Source organism: Cronobacter sp. JZ38 (assembly GCF_008932145.1).
Lineage (GTDB): Bacteria > Pseudomonadota > Gammaproteobacteria > Enterobacterales > Enterobacteriaceae > Cronobacter > Cronobacter muytjensii.
Map to the genome: position 1 here is coordinate 2,102,304 of NZ_CP017662.1, position 21,019 is coordinate 2,123,322.

Annotated in this window: 17 protein-coding genes, 2 tRNA genes, 2 other RNA genes and 1 pseudogene; 13 read left to right on the forward strand and 9 right to left on the reverse strand. The window is 56.3% G+C overall.

The window, feature by feature from the left end:
• Window positions 1–348 precede the first annotated feature (348 nt).
• The 6 genes and pseudogenes from BJP61_RS09950 to BJP61_RS21695 all read left to right on the forward strand — a co-directional run bounded on the left by BJP61_RS09950 (window position 349) and on the right by BJP61_RS21695 (window position 7,611).
• Window positions 349–4,095 (forward strand): nitrate reductase subunit alpha, encoded by a 3,747-nt coding sequence (locus tag BJP61_RS09950; protein ID WP_038862549.1) that lies wholly within the window; start codon window positions 349–351, stop codon window positions 4,093–4,095.
• Entirely contained in the window at window positions 4,092–5,627 is a 1,536-nt protein-coding gene (gene narH, locus BJP61_RS09955; RefSeq protein WP_038862550.1) for a nitrate reductase subunit beta, read from the forward strand. The genes BJP61_RS09950 and narH overlap by 4 nt, the downstream gene beginning before the upstream one ends.
• Window positions 5,624–6,334 carry a nitrate reductase molybdenum cofactor assembly chaperone gene (narJ, locus tag BJP61_RS09960; protein WP_038862551.1) on the forward strand — a complete coding sequence of 237 codons (711 nt, stop codon included), beginning with the start codon at window positions 5,624–5,626 and terminating at the stop codon, window positions 6,332–6,334. Before narH ends, narJ begins: the two co-directional genes overlap by 4 nt.
• On the forward strand, window positions 6,334–7,011 hold the full coding sequence (narI, locus tag BJP61_RS09965) for a respiratory nitrate reductase subunit gamma (protein WP_038862553.1): 678 nt from the start codon (window positions 6,334–6,336) through the stop codon (window positions 7,009–7,011). The genes narJ and narI overlap by 1 nt, the downstream gene beginning before the upstream one ends.
• 260 nt (window positions 7,012–7,271) lie before the next feature.
• Window positions 7,272–7,483 (forward strand): annotated as a pseudogene (locus tag BJP61_RS21690) (2-dehydropantoate 2-reductase N-terminal domain-containing protein); the annotation flags it as partial.
• Entirely contained in the window at window positions 7,432–7,611 is a 180-nt protein-coding gene (locus BJP61_RS21695; protein ID WP_254877563.1) for a hypothetical protein, read from the forward strand. The pseudogene BJP61_RS21690 and the gene BJP61_RS21695, both read left to right, overlap by 52 nt.
• A 28-nt stretch (window positions 7,612–7,639) precedes the next feature.
• On the opposite strand, the gene BJP61_RS09975 is transcribed toward BJP61_RS21695, so the two are convergent.
• Window positions 7,640–8,584 (reverse strand): AraC family transcriptional regulator, encoded by a 945-nt coding sequence (locus BJP61_RS09975; protein WP_171998227.1) that lies wholly within the window; start codon window positions 8,582–8,584, stop codon window positions 7,640–7,642.
• Window positions 8,585–8,678: 94 nt separating this feature from the next.
• On the opposite strand from BJP61_RS09975, the gene BJP61_RS09980 reads away from it, so the two are divergent.
• Window positions 8,679–9,449: an SDR family oxidoreductase gene (locus BJP61_RS09980; RefSeq protein ID WP_171998228.1), complete on the forward strand. Its 771-nt coding sequence runs from the start codon at window positions 8,679–8,681 to the stop codon at window positions 9,447–9,449.
• 67 nt (window positions 9,450–9,516) lie between these two features.
• On the opposite strand, the gene BJP61_RS09985 is transcribed toward BJP61_RS09980, so the two are convergent.
• A complete protein-coding gene (locus BJP61_RS09985; RefSeq protein WP_171998229.1) occupies window positions 9,517–10,314 on the reverse strand; it encodes a helix-turn-helix transcriptional regulator in 798 nt (265 codons plus the stop codon).
• 103 nt (window positions 10,315–10,417) lie between these two features.
• Here BJP61_RS09985 and BJP61_RS09990 point away from each other — a divergent pair, with 103 nt between their 5' ends.
• Window positions 10,418–11,866 (forward strand): MFS transporter, encoded by a 1,449-nt coding sequence (locus BJP61_RS09990; protein ID WP_171998230.1) that lies wholly within the window; start codon window positions 10,418–10,420, stop codon window positions 11,864–11,866.
• 110 nt (window positions 11,867–11,976) lie between these two features.
• Here BJP61_RS09990 and BJP61_RS09995 read toward each other — a convergent pair.
• The 6 genes from BJP61_RS09995 to BJP61_RS10020 form a co-directional block, all read right to left on the reverse strand.
• Window positions 11,977–12,107: non-coding RNA, RtT sRNA (locus BJP61_RS09995), on the reverse strand.
• Between the two features lie 45 nt (window positions 12,108–12,152).
• Window positions 12,153–12,283: non-coding RNA, RtT sRNA (locus tag BJP61_RS10000), on the reverse strand.
• A gap of 45 nt (window positions 12,284–12,328) precedes the next feature.
• Window positions 12,329–12,413 (reverse strand) — tRNA-Tyr (locus BJP61_RS10005).
• 133 nt (window positions 12,414–12,546) lie between these two features.
• Window positions 12,547–12,631, reverse strand: a tRNA-Tyr gene (locus BJP61_RS10010).
• Between the two features lie 155 nt (window positions 12,632–12,786).
• The gene (purU, locus tag BJP61_RS10015) at window positions 12,787–13,629 is read right to left on the reverse strand and encodes a formyltetrahydrofolate deformylase (RefSeq protein ID WP_075193057.1); all 843 of its coding nucleotides are present in this window, start codon (window positions 13,627–13,629) and stop codon (window positions 12,787–12,789) included.
• A gap of 51 nt (window positions 13,630–13,680) precedes the next feature.
• Window positions 13,681–14,139 carry a YchJ family protein gene (locus BJP61_RS10020; protein WP_171998231.1) on the reverse strand — a complete coding sequence of 153 codons (459 nt, stop codon included), beginning with the start codon at window positions 14,137–14,139 and terminating at the stop codon, window positions 13,681–13,683.
• A 401-nt stretch (window positions 14,140–14,540) separates the two neighbouring features.
• Here BJP61_RS10020 and rssB point away from each other — a divergent pair, with 401 nt between their 5' ends.
• The 4 genes from rssB (at window position 14,541) to BJP61_RS10040 (ending at window position 19,055) form a co-directional block, all read left to right on the forward strand.
• Window positions 14,541–15,554, forward strand: a complete 1,014-nt coding sequence (gene rssB / locus BJP61_RS10025; RefSeq protein WP_075193059.1) for a two-component system response regulator RssB — start codon at window positions 14,541–14,543, stop codon at window positions 15,552–15,554.
• A 201-nt stretch (window positions 15,555–15,755) separates the two neighbouring features.
• Complete coding sequence (gene galU / locus BJP61_RS10030) at window positions 15,756–16,664, forward strand: UTP--glucose-1-phosphate uridylyltransferase GalU (protein WP_038862564.1); 909 nt, start codon at window positions 15,756–15,758, stop codon at window positions 16,662–16,664.
• A 22-nt stretch (window positions 16,665–16,686) separates the two neighbouring features.
• Entirely contained in the window at window positions 16,687–18,027 is a 1,341-nt protein-coding gene (locus BJP61_RS10035; protein WP_038862565.1) for a UDP-glucose/GDP-mannose dehydrogenase family protein, read from the forward strand.
• 14 nt (window positions 18,028–18,041) lie between these two features.
• Window positions 18,042–19,055 (forward strand): NAD-dependent epimerase, encoded by a 1,014-nt coding sequence (locus BJP61_RS10040; protein WP_161580217.1) that lies wholly within the window; start codon window positions 18,042–18,044, stop codon window positions 19,053–19,055.
• A gap of 112 nt (window positions 19,056–19,167) precedes the next feature.
• On the opposite strand, the gene hns is transcribed toward BJP61_RS10040, so the two are convergent.
• On the reverse strand, window positions 19,168–19,581 hold the full coding sequence (hns, locus tag BJP61_RS10045; RefSeq protein WP_007679581.1) for a histone-like nucleoid-structuring protein H-NS: 414 nt from the start codon (window positions 19,579–19,581) through the stop codon (window positions 19,168–19,170).
• 541 nt (window positions 19,582–20,122) lie between these two features.
• Between hns and tdk the strand changes: the two genes are divergently transcribed.
• Window positions 20,123–20,728: a thymidine kinase gene (gene tdk, locus BJP61_RS10050; protein WP_075193060.1), complete on the forward strand. Its 606-nt coding sequence runs from the start codon at window positions 20,123–20,125 to the stop codon at window positions 20,726–20,728.
• The last annotated feature ends 291 nt before the right edge of the window (window positions 20,729–21,019 follow it).

Below are 21,019 nucleotides of genomic sequence, written 5' to 3' on the forward strand. Positions count from 1 at the left end.
GTCGGTGGCGCGGTTTCAGCTGGCGTTGAGCGAGGAAAGTGTAAAAACAGGCGGTTAAACGCGACGGCGTTCACACCCGCTTTCAGACTACCCCTTAATACCCGGCGGGTAACAAAAAGCGGTCAAAAACACGACGATTTTTTAATTTTTATATTAAAAACAGGTGGTTGTTGAAAAATAGCAGATCACCCTTTGGGGGTAATGACGTTTTGGCATCTTTTTTCTAAGCCAGGCCGCGTTGATCGTTGTCAATTCTGACACTTATGACGCGCGTTACCTTGCCCGCAAATTGAGCCAATGTCGATTTGACCAGAGAGCCAACAGGCTCCACACAGGAGAACACCCCCGATGAGTAAATTCCTGGACAGGTTCCGCTATTTCAAACAGAAAGGCGAAACCTTTGCCGATGGGCATGGACAACTTCTGGAAACGAACCGGGACTGGGAAGAGGGTTACCGTCAACGCTGGCAGCATGACAAAATTGTCCGCTCCACCCACGGCGTTAACTGCACCGGTTCCTGCAGCTGGAAGATTTACGTGAAAAACGGTCTTGTGACCTGGGAAACCCAGCAGACCGACTACCCGCGCACCCGCCCCGATATGCCTAACCACGAGCCGCGCGGCTGTCCGCGTGGGGCCAGCTACTCCTGGTATCTCTACAGCGCGAACCGTCTGAAATATCCGCTGATGCGCAAACGCCTGATCAAACTCTGGCGCGAGGCGAAAGCGCGTCACAGCGATCCGGTAAATGCCTGGGCTTCCATCATGGAAGACAGCGAAAAAGCGAAAAGCTACAAGCAGGCGCGCGGACGCGGCGGTTTTGTTCGCTCCTCCTGGCAGGAAGTCAATGAACTGATTGCCGCCGCCAACGTCTGGACCGCCAAAACCTTCGGCCCGGACCGCATCGCGGGCTTCTCGCCGATCCCGGCGATGTCGATGGTTTCTTATGCCTCCGGCGCCCGCTATCTGTCGCTGATTGGCGGCACCTGCCTGAGCTTCTACGACTGGTATTGCGACCTGCCGCCTGCGTCGCCGATGACCTGGGGTGAGCAGACCGACGTGCCGGAATCCGCCGACTGGTACAACTCCAGCTACATTATCGCCTGGGGCTCCAACGTGCCGCAGACCCGTACGCCGGACGCCCACTTCTTTACCGAAGTGCGCTACAAAGGCACCAAGACGGTCGCCGTCACTCCGGACTACGCCGAAATCGCCAAGCTGTGCGACCTGTGGCTGGCGCCGAAACAGGGCACCGACAGCGCGATGGCGCTGGCGATGGGCCACGTGATGCTGCGCGAATTCCACCTCGACAAACCGAGCCAGTATTTCACCGACTACGTGCGCCGCTACACCGACATGCCGATGCTGGTGATGCTCGAAGAGCGCGACGGCTTCTATGCCGCAGGCCGTATGCTGCGCGCCTCGGATCTGGTCGATAATCTGGGCCAGGAAAATAACCCGGAATGGAAAACCGTCGCGTTCGATAATCGCGATGGCGACATGGTGGCGCCGAATGGCTCCATCGGTTTCCGCTGGGGCGAAAAAGGCAAATGGAATCTGGAGCAGCGCGACGGCGCCAGCGGTGAAGAGACCGAACTGCGTCTCTCGCTGCTCGGCCACCAGGATGAAATCGCCGAGGTCGGCTTCCCGTATTTCGGCGGCGAAAGCAGCGAGCACTTTAACAGCGTAAAGCTGGACAATGTGCTGCTGCATAAACTGCCGGCTAAACGTCTGACCCTGGCCGACGGCAGCACCGCGCTTGTGACCACCGTCTATGATCTGACGCTTGCCAACTACGGCCTGGATCGCGGCCTTGGCGACGCTAACTGCGCCGCCAGCTACGACGACATTAAAGCCTATACGCCAGCCTGGGCCGAACAGGTGACCGGCGTGCCGCGCGCGCAGATAATCCGCACCGCCCGCGAGTTTGCTGATAACGCCGATAAGACGCATGGCCGTTCGATGATCATCGTCGGCGCTGGTCTGAACCACTGGTATCACATGGATATGAACTACCGTGGGCTTATCAATATGCTGGTGTTCTGCGGCTGCGTCGGCCAGAGCGGCGGCGGCTGGGCGCACTATGTGGGCCAGGAGAAACTGCGTCCGCAGACCGGCTGGACGCCGCTGGCGTTTGCGCTGGACTGGAACCGTCCGCCGCGCCATATGAACAGCACCTCGTTCTTCTACAACCACTCCGGGCAGTGGCGCTATGAATCCCTGACGGCGGACGATCTCCTGTCGCCGCTGGCGGATAAATCGCGCTACAGCGGTCATCTGATCGACTTTAACGTGCGCGCCGAACGCATGGGCTGGCTGCCGTCCGCACCGCAGCTTGGCACCAACCCGCTGCGTATCAAAGCCGCTGCGGACGCCGCAGGGATGAACCCGGTGGAGTACACCGTAGGCGCGCTGAAATCGGGCGACATCCGCTTCGCCGCTGAAGAGCCGGAAAACGGCAAAAACCATCCGCGTAATCTGTTCGTCTGGCGCTCCAACCTGCTGGGCTCCTCCGGTAAGGGGCATGAATACATGCTCAAATACCTGCTTGGCACCGAGAATGGCATTCAGGGCAAAGATCTGGGCCAGCAGGGCGGCGTGAAGCCCGAAGAGATCGAATGGCAGGACAATGGCCTCGATGGCAAGCTGGATCTGGTGGTGACCCTAGACTTCCGTCTGTCCAGCACCTGTCTCTATTCTGACATCGTGCTGCCGACCGCCACCTGGTATGAGAAAGACGACATGAATACCTCGGATATGCATCCGTTTATTCATCCGCTTTCCGCTGCCGTCGACCCGGCCTGGGATTCCAAAAGCGACTGGGAAATCTACAAAGGCATCGCGAAGAAATTCTCCGAGCTGTGCGTAGGCCACCTGGGCGTGGAAACCGATGTGGTGACATTGCCGATTCAGCATGACTCCGCCGCCGAACTGGCGCAGCCGCTGGATGTAAAAGACTGGAAAAAAGGCGAATGCGACCTGATCCCGGGCAAAACCGCCCCGCACATTATTGCGGTGGAACGTGATTACCCGGCGACGTACGAGCGCTTCACCTCCATCGGCCCGCTGCTCGATAAAATCGGCAACGGCGGTAAAGGTATCGCCTGGAACACCCAGAGCGAGATGGATCTGCTGCGTAAGCTCAATTACACCAAGCAGGACGGCCCCGCCAAAGGCCAGCCGATGCTGAACACCGCCATTGACGCCGCCGAGATGATCCTGACGCTCGCGCCGGAAACCAACGGCCAGGTGGCGGTGAAAGCGTGGGCGGCGCTCAGCGAATTTACCGGCCGCGACCATACGCATCTGGCGACCAATAAAGAAGAAGAGAAGATTCGCTTTCGCGATATCCAGGCGCAGCCGCGCAAAATTATCTCCAGCCCGACCTGGTCTGGTCTTGAAGATGAACATGTCTCTTACAACGCCGGTTACACCAACGTGCATGAGCTGATCCCATGGCGCACGCTCTCGGGCCGTCAGCAGCTGTACCAGGATCACCCGTGGATGCGCGACTTCGGCGAAAGCCTGCTGGTGTACCGTCCGCCGATTGATACCCGTTCCGTTAAAGCGGTGATGGGGCAGAAATCGAACGGCAACCCGGAACGCGCGCTGAACTTTATTACCCCGCACCAGAAATGGGGCATTCACTCCACCTACAGCGACAACCTGCTGATGCTGACGCTGTCGCGCGGCGGCCCGATTGTCTGGATGAGCGAAGTGGACGCGAAAGCGCTGGGCATTAAAGACAACGACTGGATTGAAGCGTTTAACAGCAACGGCGCGCTGACTGCCCGTGCAGTAGTCAGCCAGCGCGTACCGGAAGGCATGACGATGATGTATCACGCTCAGGAGCGCATCGTGAATATTCCGGGCTCGGAAATCACCGGCCAGCGCGGCGGTATCCATAACTCGGTCACCCGCGTCTGCCCGAAACCGACTCACATGATAGGCGGCTACGCGCAGCTCGCTTACGGTTTCAACTACTACGGCACCGTAGGCTCTAACCGCGACGAGTTCGTGGTGGTACGTAAGATGAAGAACATTGACTGGTTGGACGGCGAAGGCAACGACCAGAAACAGGAGAGCGTAAAATGAAAATTCGTTCACAAGTCGGCATGGTGCTGAACCTTGATAAGTGCATCGGCTGCCACACCTGTTCGGTGACCTGTAAAAATGTCTGGACCAGCCGCGAAGGCATGGAGTACGCGTGGTTTAACAACGTGGAAAGTAAGCCGGGCGTCGGCTTCCCGAATGACTGGGAGAACCAGGAGAAGTGGAAAGGCGGCTGGGTGCGCAAAATCAACGGCAAGCTGCAACCGCGCATGGGCGGCCGTGGCATGCTGCTGGGTAAAATCTTTGCCAACCCGCATCTGCCGGGCATCGACGACTACTACGAACCGTTCGACTACGACTATCAGCATCTGCATAACGCGCCGGAGGGCAAACATCAGCCGATAGCCCGCCCGCGCTCGAAAATCACCGGCCAGCGGATGAACAAAATCGAAACCGGCCCGAACTGGGAAGAGATCCTGGGCGGCGAGTTCGACAAACGTTCGCAGGATAAGAACTTCGAGAACATGCAGAAGGCGATGTACGGCCAGTTTGAAAACACCTTCATGATGTATCTGCCGCGCCTGTGTGAACACTGCCTGAACCCGGCGTGCGTGGCGACCTGCCCGAGCGGCGCCATTTACAAGCGTGAAGAAGATGGCATCGTGCTGATTGACCAGGATAAATGCCGCGGCTGGCGCATGTGCGTCACGGGCTGCCCGTACAAAAAAATCTACTTCAACTGGAAAAGCGGCAAATCTGAGAAGTGTATTTTCTGCTACCCGCGTATCGAAGCGGGGATGCCGACCGTCTGCTCAGAAACCTGCGTGGGCCGTATCCGCTATCTTGGCGTGCTGCTGTATGACGCGGACGCTATTGAGCAGGCGGCGAGCACCGAACACGAAACCGATCTCTATCAGCGTCAGCTGGACGTGTTCCTCGACCCGAACGATCCGGCGGTGATTGAACAGGCGCTGAAAGATGGCGTGCCGCAGAGCGTGATTGACGCCGCGCAGCAATCGCCGGTCTGGAAACTGGCGATGGACTGGAAGCTGGCGCTGCCGCTGCACCCGGAATACCGCACGCTGCCGATGGTCTGGTACGTGCCGCCGCTGTCGCCGATCCAGTCTGCCGCCGACGCGGGCGAACTGGGCCATAACGGCATTCTGCCGGATGTCGAAAGCCTGCGTATTCCGGTGCAGTACCTGGCGAATCTGCTGACCGCAGGCGATACCGCGCCGGTGCTGCTGGCCCTGAAACGCATGCTGGCGATGCGCCACTACAAACGCGCGGAAACCGTTGACGGCGTGAATGATATTCGCGCGCTGGAAGAGGTGGGGCTGACTGAAGCGCAGGCACAGGAGATGTACCGCTACCTGGCTATCGCGAACTACGAAGATCGCTTCGTGGTGCCGTCAAGCCATCGTGAACTGGCGCGTGACGCGTTCCCGGAACGCAACGGTTGCGGCTTTAGCTTCGGCGACGGTTGCCACGGCTCGGACACTAAATTCAATCTGTTCAACAGCCGCCGCATCGACGCTATTGATGTGACGGTGAAAACGGAGCCGCGCCAATGACTGAACTGCTGATTATCTCCCGCCTGCTGGAGTATCCGGATGCTGCCCTGTGGCAGCATCAGCAGGAGCTGTTTGACGCGCTGGCGGACACCCAACAGCTGTCGTTGCAAAACGCCCATCATCTGGGCGTGTTTATTCGCGACCTGCTGCAGGAAGAGGTGCTGGACGCCCAGGCGGCGTACAGCGAGCTGTTCGACCGTGGCCGCGCCACCTCGCTGCTGCTGTTCGAACATGTGCATGGCGAATCGCGCGATCGCGGCCAGGCGATGGTCGATCTGCTGGCGCAGTACGAACGCGCCGGCCTGGTACTGGACAGCCGCGAGCTGCCGGATCACCTGCCGCTGTATCTGGAATATCTGGCGCAGTTGCCCGCGCAGGAGGCCGTTAACGGCCTGCAGGATATCGCGCCGATCCTGGCGCTGCTCGGCGCGCGTCTGAAACAGCGCGAAAGCCGCTATGCCGTGCTGTTTGACCTGCTGATAGCCCTTTCTGAGGCGCAGGTCGATACCCGCAAGGTGAGCGAAAAAATCGCTGACGAGGCGCGCGACGACACGCCGCAGGCGCTGGACGCCGTCTGGGAAGAAGAGCAGGTGAAATTCTTCGCCGACCAGAGCTGCGGCGAGTCTGACATCGCCGCGCACCAGCGCCGCTTCGCCGGAGCGGTCGCTCCGCAATATCTGAATATCACTGCCGGAGGACAGCAATAATGCACTTCCTGAATATGTTCTTCTTTAGTATCTACCCGTACATTGCCGGTACGGTCTTCCTGGTCGGCAGCTGGCTGCGCTACGACTACGGGCAGTACACCTGGCGCGCCGCCTCCAGTCAGATGCTGGATCGCAAAGGGATGAACCTGGCCTCGAACCTGTTTCATTTCGGCATTCTGGGGATTTTCTTCGGCCACCTGTTCGGGATGCTGACCCCGCACTGGATGTATGAATCGTTTCTGCCGATTGCCGTGAAACAGCAACTGGCGATGATTGCAGGTGGGATTTTCGGCGCGATGACGCTGATTGGCGGCCTGCTGCTGCTGAAGCGTCGTCTGTTCAACCCGCGCGTGCGCGCGACGTCAACCGGCGCGGATATCCTGATCCTCGCGCTGCTGATGGTGCAGTGTACGCTGGGGCTTATCACAATTGCGTTCTCCGCGCAGCATATGGACGGCAGCGAGATGATGAAGCTGGTGGGCTGGGCGCAGAGCGTGGTGACGTTCCGCAGCGGCGCGGCGGAGCATCTGGACGGCGTGGCGTTTATCTACCGCGTGCATCTGGTGCTCGGCATGACGCTGTTCCTGGTGTTCCCGTTTACCCGTCTGGTGCACGTCTGGAGCGCGCCGGTGGAGTATCTGACCCGCAAATATCAGGTAGTACGCGCGCGTCGCTAAACGTGTCGTTCTGGTAAAAAAACCCGGTTCGTCGTCTCCTGGCGGGCCGGGGCTATCCCGCTGCATTCTTCGCATTTCACTCCTCTGCAATGATTTTCGCGCACCCGCTAATGACCGCTCCACTGAGGCAGATAAACCGCTGGCGCATGCGCCACAACGCGCTAAAAAGGTTCAATAAAGTATTGAACGTGACCGGCGAAGAGGGCTTGGCCACAGGCGCTGGCGTGGTTGACGACAACACTCACTCTGGAAAGGGCATTATGTCCTCTCGTCCTGCGATAGCCCTGGTTGGTCCAGACGCTATCGGCGCTACGGTTGCCGCCGCGCTCCATGAAGCGGGGCGCGCGCCTGTACTTTGCGGGCGCACCGCGCGCGGTTAATTGTGCGTCATGATGACGGCGAAATCGTGGTGCCGGCGCAGTGCGATCCTGGCGCTATCAGCGCGCCGTGCGATCTGGTTTTCGTGGCGGTAACCGTCCGCTGGAGTGGGATAGCCGTAATGGCGTGATACAGCGTTATGGGGCGCAGGCGGGGATCGCGACGCCCATCAGCGATGTGATCGTTCCCCTGCTGGCGGCGGCAAGCGAAGGGCCGGGTTAAATCTACGCCGTCACCCGTAGCGCTATCCTCATGCCAGCAGCGACTCTTCGCGCAGGGCTGGCAGCCCGGGCCGCTCCGTTCTGCTCTGGCGGCGAAATTCGCCCGGCGGCACGCCGGCGTGTTTCGTGAAGGCGACGCTGAACGCGCTCGCCGACTGGTAGCCGGTTCGCAAGGCTATCTGCTCAATGTTATCCTGGCTACTCGTCAGGGCTTTTCTGGCCAGCGACATTCGCCAGAAGAGCAGGTATTGCATGGGCGACATGCCAACGGTCTCGCTGAATGTGGCGAAAAAAGAGGAGCGGGACATCGCGCACTCGCGGGCGAGGTGAGCCATTTGCCAGTCCGCGCCGGGTTTTTCATGGATGAGATGCAGCGCGGTGGCGATCCTGTCGTGCTGTAACCCGCGCAGAATACCTGTCGTTTTCGCGAGTTCTGGATCGCTTCTCAACGACTCTACCAGCAACAGTTGCAAAAGGTGCGTCATTACTACGTTACGCCCTGGCCGCCGGGTCCGGCTTTCGTCAAGCAGGAGTTCAAAGAGCGTAATGAAACGGCGTTGTCCTTTAATCAGGATTTCGTTCGGGAGTAACGCGACGATAAGCGCTTTGTCCGGCGTGTCGAATTCACAATGTCCTACATTCATCAGAAGTTCTGCTGGCCCCGTTGTTGAACCAATACTCACATACCCGTCGCCAGGGAGGGTCGGCACTGAGAGCTCGGCGGGAGGAGAGGCGTTCGTACTGGTATTTTCAAAGGTGTAAGTGGCAGGGATCAGAATGAAATCACCGGCCACCAGCCGCCTGGGCGCTTTACCGTTAATGCTCATCATGCATTCGCCCTGCAACACGGCGCAATAAAACGCCTCTCCGGCAGACTCGCGCAGAACGCGCCACTGACCCGCGCCCTCAACGAGTTTCGCACGCGTAGGCCTGGGGTTGAGTAACGCAACAATATCGGTTAACGGATCTGACACTGGACGCTCTCTCAAGTTAGATGGATTTTTGATTATATATTGTCCAGATGGCGGCGGCTATGATGGTCACTCTTGCCAACAGAGAGGATTAACCATGTCAACTGCACTGATTACCGGATGTTCTTCAGGTTTTGGGCTGGTAACAGCACAACATTTTTTAGCCAGGGGCTGGGACGTGATCGCCACCATGAGAACGCCTGATCCAACGCTTTTTCCTGAAAGCGACAGACTGACACTCTTGCCGCTGGATATCACATCTGAGGAGAGCATTGCTCATGTGGTGAAACAAGCGGGCGCGATTGACCTGCTGGTGAATAATGCTGGCGTTGGCGCACCGGTTCCCGTGGAACTGACCCCCCTGGCCACCGCGCAGCAATTAATGAACACCAATGTTCTGGGGACGCTGCTATTAACGCAGGCGTTTCTTCCGCTGATGAGAGAGAAAAAATCAGGGGTTATCATTAATGTTTCGTCATCTGTGACCACCAAAGCGATGCCGCTGATTGGGCTTTATCGTGCCAGTAAAGCGGCGCTGAATGCCTGGAGTGAGTCATTAGCCCTTGAGGTCAGGCCGTTTGGTATTCGCGTGCATGTGGTGTTACCGGGACGATCGCCCGAAACCAGGTTCGGCGAAAATGCGCGGGCGTATTTTGGCGGGCGAGACGATGTGGCGTATGGAGAAATGGTGGACGACTTTATCCGCAGGGCAGGTGAGGCCGGATCGCCCGTGACGCACGCAGACGATGTGGCGGAGGCTATTTTCGCCGTTGCGACCGCTCAACATGCGCCGCTGTACACCGCGGCGGGTGAAGATGCCCGCCAGTTACTTACACAAGCGCAGCAACATTCCCCGTTTTCTTACTGATTATGCGGGCGAAGGCACGAAGAGAGAGCGGCCCTCTCTCTTTTTGCGCGACGTGCGGGAAGCGCGCTTAAGGATCAATGGCCTTCTGCTGGCGCGCATACACGACCAGCCTCAGGTGCCGGTCTTCATCTACGGTCAGTGACGTAAATTCGAAAAGCACCGGCTGGCCATCCGTCAGCAAACGGCGGACGCCGGTGCAGGGCGCATGCACCTGATGCTGTCGCCACCAGGCGTTGAACTCAGGCGAGACCTGTTCCAGCTCATCGACCAGCCCGGCAATATCGGTGCTCTGGCTGGCGCGGGTGAAATCACGGCGAAAGCTTGAGAGCATCAGCGGCGCCTGTTCGTGCCAGTCAACGATACGCGACTGAAACGCGGGCTCGGTAAACAGCAGCCAGAGCAGATTACGCCGCGCGGGTTCATGGCGCGCGAAATCAAACAGCGTGTTGGCGTGCGCATTAAAGCCCAGGACATCCCAGCGCAGATTCAGCACAAAAGCCGGATGCGGCAGGTCATGCATCAGGCGACGCACCAGCGGCGGCAGCACGCACCAGGTTTTACCGGGCTCAGCAGGCGGGCGCTCATGCGCGAGCATAAACAGATGTCGGCGTTCCGCGGCATCGAGCTTCAGCACGCGCGCCAGATTATCCAGAAAGGTGGACGACACGCCAATATCCCGGCCCTGTTCAAGCCAGGTGTACCAGGTTAAGCCAACGCCCGCGAGCGCCGCCACCTCTTCACGCCGAAGCCCTGGCGTGCGGCGTCGGGTACCGCTGGGGAGACCGGCCTCGGCTGGCGACAGGCGTTCCCGGTGCGCCCGCAGGAAGGCCGCCAGATCGGTGCGCGTTCTGTTGAGTGTCCGCATCGCTTATCTCATTGCTTTTAGTAATAGTATAAAGTGTTAAATTGTAACAGGTTAAAAAGGCGGGGAGAATCGTCGCATACTTTGCTTACACTGGAAATGCGCTATGAGTTCAACCCCTTGTTTTACCCTGCCCGCCGAACGTGACGCTCCTCCCTGGGCGGGGCTCGCCGTGCTCCTGCTGGCAGGTTTTGTCACTATCTTTGATCTGTTTGTTGTCAATGTCGCTATTCCCGCAATTCAGACCGCGCTGGGCGCGGATTTCGCGCAGATTGGCCTTGTCGTTGCAGGCTATGAACTCGCTTTTGGCGTGCTGTTAATTACCGGCGGACGGCTGGGAGACCGTTTTGGCCGCCGTCGCCTCTTCATCATCGGAATGGCGGCCTTTACGCTGGCATCGGCGTGCTGCGGTCTCGCGCCCGACATTTCTTATCTCATCGGTGCCAGGGTGTTGCAGGGGCTCGCGGCGGCGCTGTTGTTCCCGCAGGTATACGCCTCTATTCGGGTTAATTTTGGGGGCAACGATCGGCGAAAAGCCTTTGGGCTGCTGGGCATGACGCTGGGTCTGGCCGCGATTGCCGGTCAGGTGTTCGGCGGGTGGCTGGTGCATATCGACCTGTTCGGTCTGAGCTGGCGTACCCTTTTTCTCATCAATATGCCGGTGGGGATTCTTGCGCTTCTCACCGCGCGGTTGATTCCCGAATCCCGCGCGCCGCAAAGGCCTCAGCTGGACTGGGTCGGCGTGGCGCTGGTCAGCAGCGGCCTTTCGCTATTGCTGGTGCCGTTGATTGAGGGGCCCGTGCAGGGCTGGCCTGTGTGGAGCCTGTGGTCGCCGGGTATCGCGCTGATCCTGCTCGCGTGGTTTTACCGCCACCAGGCGCGCCGCCAGAGGGCCGGTCAATGGCCGCTGGTGGATATGCGGCTCATCGTGAAGCGCCAGTTTGCGCTGGGCGCGCTGCTGGTTCTGCTCGTTTATTCGACATCGAGTTCATTTTTCCTCTGCTTTGCTTTACTGGTGCAGACCGGGCTGGGGCTGGATCCTTTTCTCGCAGGGAGCCTGTTTGCGCCTTGTAGCGCAGGGTTTGTGCTGGCGTCACTGATAGCGCCGCGACTGGTCGCCAGAAGGGGCAACGTGACCCTGCTATGTGGCGCCTTCATCTATGCGGTTTTCATCGCGGTGTTGATTGCGCAGGTAGGGCTGGCCGGCGCGGAGCTGGAGCCTGCGTGGTTGATCCCGGCACTCATCATGATCGGTGCCGGGCAGGGTTATATCATGACGCCCTTGCTAAACCTGGTGCTGGGGTTTGTTGACGAGGCGGGATCAGGCATGGCGTCGGGCGTGATATCGACCGTGCAGCAGGTCGGCGCGGCGCTCGGTGTCGCCGTCGTGGGCATCCTGTTTCATGGCGCGCTTTCAGAGGCGGCATCGCTGCCGCCAGCCGGGCAATATGCCAGCGCGTTTGTGGCCGGGATGGGATATAACCTCGGCGCGGCGGTGTTAATCTGCCTGCTGTTGGTAAAACTGGTGAAACGCAGCGAGCCAGTTCCCCGATAAGCCTGACCTTTCCGGCATGGTCTTATGCCGGAAAGCATCATCCTTCCCCGGCACGGAGAATTATGAGGCAATAAATCAGGGAATATCAGGGGAGTGCGATATAAAGGAGAGGGTGGTGGGGATAGGATTATTCGGCGCTTCGCTCCTCACCCTTCGGGCCGTTGCCTGCGGCAACGTTGTCTCGCTGCGCTCGACGCGAACCTGAGTCGAAGCTTCTCATCCTTCCCGGGGCAATTATGTTTGGGGAATCGAAGAGTGGATGAGCAAGTGAGATATCTGAAGAGGATGGTGGTGGGGGAAGGATTATTCGGCGCGTTGCGCCTCACCCTTCGGGCCGTTGCCTGTGGCAACGTTGTCTCGCTGCGCTCGACGCGAACCTGAGTCGAAGCTTCTCATCCTTCCCCGGTCAATTATGTTTGGGGAACCGAAGAGTGTATGAGCAAGTGAGATATCTGAAGAGGATGGTGGTGGGGGAAGGATTCGAACCTTCGAAGTCTGTGACGGCAGATTTACAGTCTGCTCCCTTTGGCCGCTCGGGAACCCCACCAGGGGTAATGCGCTACATTGTCGTGAAGATGGTGGTGGGGGAAGGATTATTCGTCGCTTCGCTCCTCACCCTTCTCCGGTAAGCTTTCTTTTCAGGTCACTTAACCGAGAAACCACATTGCAGTGGTTAAAGATGGTGGTGGGGGAAGGATTCGAACCTTCGAAGTCGATGACGGCAGATTTACAGTCTGCTCCCTTTGGCCGCTCGGGAACCCCACCACGGGGTAATGCTTTTTACTGGCCGCCTCCACTGCGGGAAGCGGGGCGCATCATATCAAATGTCGCGCCCCTGTAAAGCCTTCCGTGAATCAATCACGATTGTTTGCGTACTTTTTACCCGTAACGTGTTAAACCTAAACAGATACGGGCATTTCTTACAGAATAATCGTGCGGTTACCGTAGACGAACACGCGCTGGGCCAGCACCTGGTAGAGCGCGCGGCTGAGGACATTTTTTTCAACGTCGCGTCCGGCGCGCATCATATCTTCCGCCGTGTAGGTGTGATCCACATGGATGACGTCCTGCATGATGATGGGGCCTTCATCCAGATTGTCATTTACATAGTGCGCCGTCGCGCCGATGATCTTCACGCCTCGCTCATACGCCTGATGGTAGGGACGCGCGCCGATAAACGCCGGCAGGAACGAGTGGTGAATGTTGATAATCTTGTTCGGGAAGCGGGCGACAAAATCCGGTGTCAGAACGCGCATATACTTCGCCAGCACGACATAATCCGGCTGATGCGCCGCGATGGCGTCCGCCATCAGATTATCGTGCGCCTCGCGAGTCAGCCCTTCGTGGCTTACCAGCTCAAACGGAATATCAAAACGCTCGACCAGCGGGCGCAGGGTGTCATGGTTGCCGATGACCGCCGCAATTTCCACGTCCAGACCGCCATAGTTGGCCTTCATCAGCAGATCGCCCAAGCAGTGCGCCTCTTTGGTCACCAGAATTACGATGCGGCGGCGTCCGGCCGGGTTCAGCTCACGTACCGAGCCCGCAGGCAGGGCGCTGTCGAGATCGGCAAGCAGCGTGGCGTCATTAAAAATGCCTTCCAGCTCGGTGCGCATAAAGAAGCGGCCGGTGCGGTGATCGACGAATTCGTTGTTCTGCACGATATTCAGCTCGTGCTTGTAGCAAATATTGGTGATGCGCGCGATGAGCCCTTTCTGATCCGGGCAGATGGTGCGCAGTACTTTACGTTGTAATGCTTGCATTGCAGGGGTGATCCTGTTGATGGTTTGCCAGATGTGTTGTCCGTCGGCGGTTTAGTGCCCGCAACACTTTTTAAATTTTTTCCCGGAGCCGCACGGGCACGGATCGTTACGTCCAAATACCGGGCGGGTGCCGTCGATATAGTACCAGCGCCCCTGCTCGTTGAGAAAACGGGAACGCTCGATAATCGCGCCGGTTTTGCCATTTTCCTGGAAACGCGCCACGAAACTGACGTACGCTTCGCTTTCGGTATGACCGGGCGCTTCTTCAAAAATCGTCAGGCCAAGCCACTGTGTATGGGCAAAACCCGCTTCGATATCGGCGCGCAGCGCGTCAGCCTGGCAGGCGGGATGCCAGGTCTTTATCAGATAATCCGCATTTTTGAGCACGAAAGCGCAGTAGCGAGAGCGCATAAGTTGTGATGCCAGGGCCGCGCTCTTGTCACCAGAAAGATAAGGCTGGCAACATAGGCTATACTCCAGAGCGCTACCGCAAGGACAAAGTTGCGACACGATTTCTCCTTGAGGACAAAATAAGGCGTTAAACGCCACAGCGGTACTATGTTAACCGAGCGACGGCCTTGACGCCACGCCGCCCGCAGCTTCAGGCGCTGGGCGGCGAAGATTCGGGCTCCGTCCGATACCGCTGACAACGCAGACCTTTACGCCCGGGCGCTGATGCCGTGGCGAACCTACACACAGCAAGGCTTAGCCTTACACAAAGGTATAAAATAAAGTATTCACATGCTGCAGTTTATCTTTTGGTCACAGGACACTATCACCCCCGCTTTCAGGCGCCAGGCGCAAAAGCGTTATGTTTCTTCCTGTTGCGCTTACATTCTTCGGGCAATTCTGACAGGCACGGCCCGCCTGAACATGCCACACTTGGCAACATGTCATTCAGGGGGGGAGAAATGACGCAACCATTAGCCGGAAAACAGATCCTCATTGTTGAAGATGAAGCGGTTTTTCGCTCGATGCTTGAGGCGTGGCTTTCTTCGCTGGGCGCGCAGACGCGGGTCGCCGAAGATGGCGTCGACGCGCTGGAAAAAATGCACGGTACGACGCCGGATCTGCTGATTTGCGATCTGGAAATGCCGCGAATGAACGGTCTGAAGCTTATTGAGCGTCTGCGCAATGACGGCGATCAGACGCCCATTCTGGTGATTTCCGCGACCGACAATATGGCGGATATCGCCAAAGCCCTGCGCCTCGGCGTGCAGGACGTGCTGCTGAAGCCTGTTAAAGATTTTAACCGGCTGCGTGAAACCGTTTACGCCTGCCTCTATCCCAATATGTTTAATTCGCGCGTCGAGGAAGAGGAGCGGCTGTTCCAGGACTGGGACGCGCTGGTTAATAACCCGCACGCTGCGGCGAAGCTGTTGAAAGAGCTCCAGCCGCCGGTACAGCAGGTGATGTCGCACTGCCGCGTCAATTACCGCCAGTTGGTCGCCGCCGATGAACTTGGGCTGGTGCTGGATATTGCGCCTATTTCCGATCATGACCTGGCGTTTTATTGTCTTGACGTAACGCGCGCCGGCGATAACGGGGTGCTGGCTGCGCTATTATTGCGCGCGTTGTTTAACGGTTTGCTGCAAGAACAACTTTCTCAACAACGTCAACGTTTACCTGAGCTTGGGGCTTTACTTAAGCAGGTAAATCAATTGTTACGCCAGGCGAATTTGTACGGACAATTCCCTTTGCTGGTCGGTTATTACCACAGCGAATTAAAAAACCTCATATTAGTCTCCGCGGGTCTTAACGCCACGCTAAATACCGCAGACAACCAAATTCAGCTCAGTAATGGTGTCCCTTTGGGCACTCTGGGTAATACTTACTTAAATCAAATCAGCCAGCGCTGCGAGTCCTGGCAATGCCAGGTCTGGGGTGCCGGCGGCCGCTTAAGACTCATGTTGTCTGCGGAATGAGCATTTGATTTATCTGATGCAGATAGCTTTTCCAGGCTGTCTGCTCAGGTGCTAATATCGCGTCAGTTTTCTTCGTATTTGTCCTAAATTGCTATGACGCAAGGGTATTCAGACTCTTTCCCCAAATTTAAGCTGATATACTCGAACGCGTTTTTAATTGACGAACAAGTGTGAAACTTGAACAGTCCAGGAGAATATTCAATGGCTGCCATTAATTCGAAAGTGAAAAAAGCAGTAATCCCGGTTGCGGGATTAGGAACCAGGATGTTGCCGGCCACGAAGGCGATTCCAAAAGAGATGCTGCCGCTGGTGGATAAACCGTTAATTCAGTATGTCGTTAATGAGTGTATTGCCGCTGGCATTACTGAGATTGTTCTGGTCACTCACTCCTCAAAAAATTCCATCGAAAACCACTTCGATACCAGCTTTGAACTCGAAGCGATGCTGGAAAAACGCGTTAAGCGCCAGCTGCTGGAAGAAGTGCAGTCTATCTGCCCGCCGCACGTTACCATCATGCAGGTGCGTCAGGGCCTTGCGAAAGGTCTGGGCCACGCGGTCATGTGCGCGCATCCGGTTGTCGGCAACGAGCCGGTTGCGGTTATTCTGCCGGACGTGATTCTGGATGAGTTCGAATCCGATCTCTCTCAGGACAACCTGGCGGAAATGATTAAACGCTTCGACGAAACGGGCCGCAGCCAGATCATGGTTGAGCCAGTCGCCGATGTGACCGCTTACGGCGTAGTGGATTGCCAGGGCGCGCAGCTGCAGCCGGGCGACAGCGTGCCGATGGTCGGTATCGTCGAGAAACCGAAAGCCGATGTGGCGCCGTCTAACCTCGCGGTAGTGGGTCGTTACGTGCTTGGCGCGGACATCTGGCCGCTGCTGGCGAAAACGCCTCCGGGAGCGGGTGACGAAATCCAGCTGACCGATTCCATCGCCATGTTGATGGATAAAGAAACCGTTGAGGCTTACCACATGAAAGGTAAGAGCCACGACTGCGGTAACAAACTGGGTTATATGCAGGCCTTCGTTGAATACGGCGTTCGCCACAATACGCTGGGTGAAGAGTTTAAAGCCTGGCTCAACGATACCGTTGGCGACAAGAAGTAATTAATCACCCAGGACAACGTGAATGAAAGTAACCGTATTTGGTATTGGCTACGTGGGGCTGGTACAGGCTGCTGTACTGGCGGAAGTTGGGCACGACGTGATGTGTATCGACGTTGACGCCAACAAGGTTGAGAACCTGAAAAAGGGGATCATCCCGATTTATGAACCCGGCCTCACGCCGCTGGTGAAGAAGAATTATGAAGAAGGGCGTCTGCATTTCAGCACTGACGCCGCAGAAGGCGTTAACCACGGCGTGATGCAGTTTATCGCCGTGGGTACGCCGCCGGACGAAGACGGCTCCGCTGACCTGAAATATGTGACGGCGGTAGCCCGTACCATCGCCCAGCATATGACCGGCCATAAAGTCGTGCTGGATAAATCCACCGTTCCGGTGGGCACTGCCGATAAAGTGCGTCAGGTGATGAGCGAAACGCTGAAAGCGCGCGGCGCGGATTTCCCGTTCGACGTGGTTTCTAACCCGGAGTTCCTGAAAGAGGGCGCCGCGGTTGCAGACTGCATGCGTCCTGAGCGTATCGTCGTCGGCACCGACAATGATGATGTTGTCGAACTGCTGCGCGAACTCTATGAGCCGTTCAACCGCAATCACGATCGCATGATCCTGATGGATATCCGCAGCGCAGAGCTGACCAAATACGCCGCCAACTGCATGCTGGCGACCAAAATCAGCTTTATGAACGAGATCTCCAACCTGGCGGAACGTCTGGGCGCGGATGTTGAAAAAGTGCGCCAGGGCATCGGCTCCGATTCCCGTATCGGCTACCACTTTATCTATCCGGGTTGCGGCTACGGCGGCTCCTGCTTCCCGAAAGACGTGCAGGCGCTGATCCGCACCGCGGAGCATATCGGTTACGTACCGCGTCTGCTGCGCGCGGTGGAAGACGTCAACAACGATCAGAAAATGAAGCTGCCGGAATTCATTCGCCGTCATTTTGGCGACAATCTCGAAGGCAAAACTTTCGCGTTGTGGGGTCTCTCCTTCAAACCGAATACCGACGACATGCGTGAAGCCTCAAGCCGCGTGCTGATGGAAGAGCTGTGGAAACATGGCGCGACCGTTCAGGCTTACGACCCGGAAGCGATGGATGAAACCCAGCGCATTTACGGACATCGTGCGGATTTACGTCTGATGGGCACCAAAGAGGCGGCGCTTCAGGGCGCGGACGCGCTGATTATCTGTACCGAGTGGCAGGCATTCCGCGCACCGGATTTTGATTTCATTAAAAATTCCCTGAAAGAACCGGTTATCTTTGATGGTCGTAACCTGTATGATCCGGCAAGGCTCAGCAAACGCGGCTTTGTTTATTATGCAATTGGCCGTGGAGCATCTATCAACATTGCATAATTAATGAGGGTCGTATGAAATTTCTGGTTACCGGCGCAGCAGGCTTTATTGGTTTTCATGTCAGTGAACGTCTGCTGGCAGCCGGTCACCAGGTTATCGGTATCGATAACCTGAATGACTATTATGACGTCAATCTGAAACTTGCCCGCCTCAATCTTCTTCAACAAAACACCACATTTCATTTCGAAAAAATTGATCTGGCCGATCGTCAGGCAATGGAATCCTTATTTGCGCAGCATCAACCGCAGCGCGTCATTCATCTGGCGGCGCAGGCTGGCGTGCGTTATTCACTGGAAAATCCTCATGCTTATGCGGATGCGAACCTTACCGGCCATTTAAACGTTCTGGAAGGTTGCCGCCATCATAAGGTTGAGCATTTATTATACGCTTCATCAAGCTCAGTTTATGGGCTTAACCGTAAAATGCCTTTTTCCACTGACGATTCCGTCGATCATCCGGTCTCTTTATATGCGGCAACGAAAAAAGCCAATGAGCTGATGTCGCATACTTATTCGCATCTGTATGGTCTGCCGACAACAGGGCTGCGCTTTTTTACCGTATATGGGCCGTGGGGCCGTCCGGATATGGCGCTGTTTAAATTTACCCAGGCGATTGTCAAAGGCAGCAGCATTGATGTTTATAACCACGGGCAGATGCGTCGCGATTTTACTTATATCGACGATATTGCTGAGGCTATCGTCCGCCTACAGGATGTTATTCCTCAGGCCGACCCGCAGTGGACTGTGGAAAACGGCTCTCCAGCCACCAGTTCCGCGCCTTATCGTGTTTATAATATCGGCAACAGCGCACCCGTTGCGTTAATGGATTATATTTCCGCTCTGGAAAAAGCGCTTGGCAAAGAGGCGCAGAAAAATATGCTGCCGATGCAGCCGGGCGACGTGCTGGAAACCAGCGCTGATACCTCCGCGCTTTATAATGTTATCGGTTTTAAACCGCAGACCTCAGTGGAAGAGGGCGTAAAACGCTTTGTAGAGTGGTATAAGGCGTTTTATAACGTGACCGACTAGCCAACAGGGCTTCCTGCCTGAAAGCCTCTTATGTGTTGTGAGAGGCTTTAAAAACAAAAAACCCGCCGAGGCGGGTTTTTTTATACAGCACCGAAAGCACTGTCTGGCGAAATTAATCCTTGATCAGGAAATCGTCCAGCTGTTTACCCTGCTCGTCGATCGCTTTTTTGATCACAGCAGGCGTACGGCCCTGGCCAGTCCAGGTTTTGCTTTCGCCGTTTTCGTCGGTGTAACGATATTTAGCCGGGCGTGCAGCACGTTTAGCTTTAGTACCGGTTTTAGCGGCAGACATGCTGTTCAGCAATTCATTCGGGTCAATACCGTCAGCAATCAGCATTTCACGGTACTGCTGTAATTTACGAGTACGTTCTTCGATTTCCGCAGCGGCGGCGCTTTCTTCTTCACGGCGCTCATTTACAACCACTTCTAATTTCTCCAGCATCTCTTCCAGAGTTTCCAGAGTACATTCTCTCGCCTGTGCACGAAGAGTACGGATGTTGTTCAGAATTTTAAGTGCTTCGCTCATTGTAGTAATCTCAAACTTATAATGGGGTGGTGTGTTGAGCTAATAATAGAGCCTTAAATTCAGTTCTGCAATAGGCCCAAATGTAAGGAAGTCAAAATATCGGATTATTTGTGGTCATTTAAAAACGCGAAACTTAAATTTTCCTTGAACTGACGCACAAAGTTACTGGCGCTAAACTGCCGTACCATCCGCGGTGCCTGCCCCGAATTCTCGGAGAAACACCATTTTTTAAGGGATTATTATTGGTTGGGAAAAATATGCTCCCTTTGTATTAGTGGAGTCGCCAATGGTGACGGCGGGGGAGATATTAGAATAGGAAGCGAGCAATGATTATTTGATTAACCGCCTGAAATGGCGGCTATCTCCACAGTTTATCCACAATGCGCGGTGCGAATTTGTTTCAACATGTTGTGCACAGCGCCTTTCGCGTATCGCTATATAAGAAATGTCTGCGCCGGGCAAAGGCGGCTACACGCCGGTTACAGAGAATATGATACACTGGCTGCAACGTACCAACACTTAAGCCAGGGTTATCGAGCAGATGGCGCAACTTTATTTTTACTATTCGGCAATGAATGCCGGTAAATCGACAGCATTACTTCAGTCGTCATATAACTATCAGGAAAGGGGAATGCGCACGCTGGTTTATACCGCAGAAATTGACGACCGTTTTGGCGCTGGTAAGGTCAGTTCGCGCATAGGATTATCCTCGCCTGCAAAGCTTTATAATCAGCAGACCTCTTTATTAAATGATATTCGCGATGAACATCAGCAGGCGCCTGTTCATTGCGTCCTGGTGGATGAAAGCCAGTTTCTGACCCGCGAACAGGTATATGAACTGTCAGATGTGGTCGATAAGCTGGATATTCCTGTGCTTTGCTATGGCCTGCGTACCGACTTTCGCGGCGAGCTGTTTAGCGGTAGCCAGTATCTGCTGGCCTGGTCTGACAAACTGGTCGAACTAAAAACGGTCTGTTTCTGTGGGCGCAAGGCGGGTATGGTGCTTCGTCTCGATCATGAAGGACGGCCTTACAACGAGGGCGAGCAGGTCGTTATTGGTGGCAACGAGCGCTATGTTTCGGTGTGCCGGAAGCATTATAAAGAGGCGCTGGAAAAAGGCTCTCTGAAAGCCGTACAGGGCCATTAAAACGGCGCGGGCAGTGAAAGGGTTATTCTCACCGTATAAAGCCTCAGAATCGCGCTGAGGCTTTTTTTATTGGGTGATGGAACTGCTGCGGCCCCGGTGTCACTCTGTTCGGGGCTCCTGTCGCTCACGGCGCCGCTCAGATGCGGACGCGGATCGGGCCAGGTAAAGATTATCAATGGTGTTACGCAGCGACAGAACGCGATTCATAAGAGCGGAGCGTTGTCGGGCAGAGGCGCATTGCAAACGGCGAGTTAATTTCTTCAAGCATAAAAAAACCCGCCAGGCGGCGGG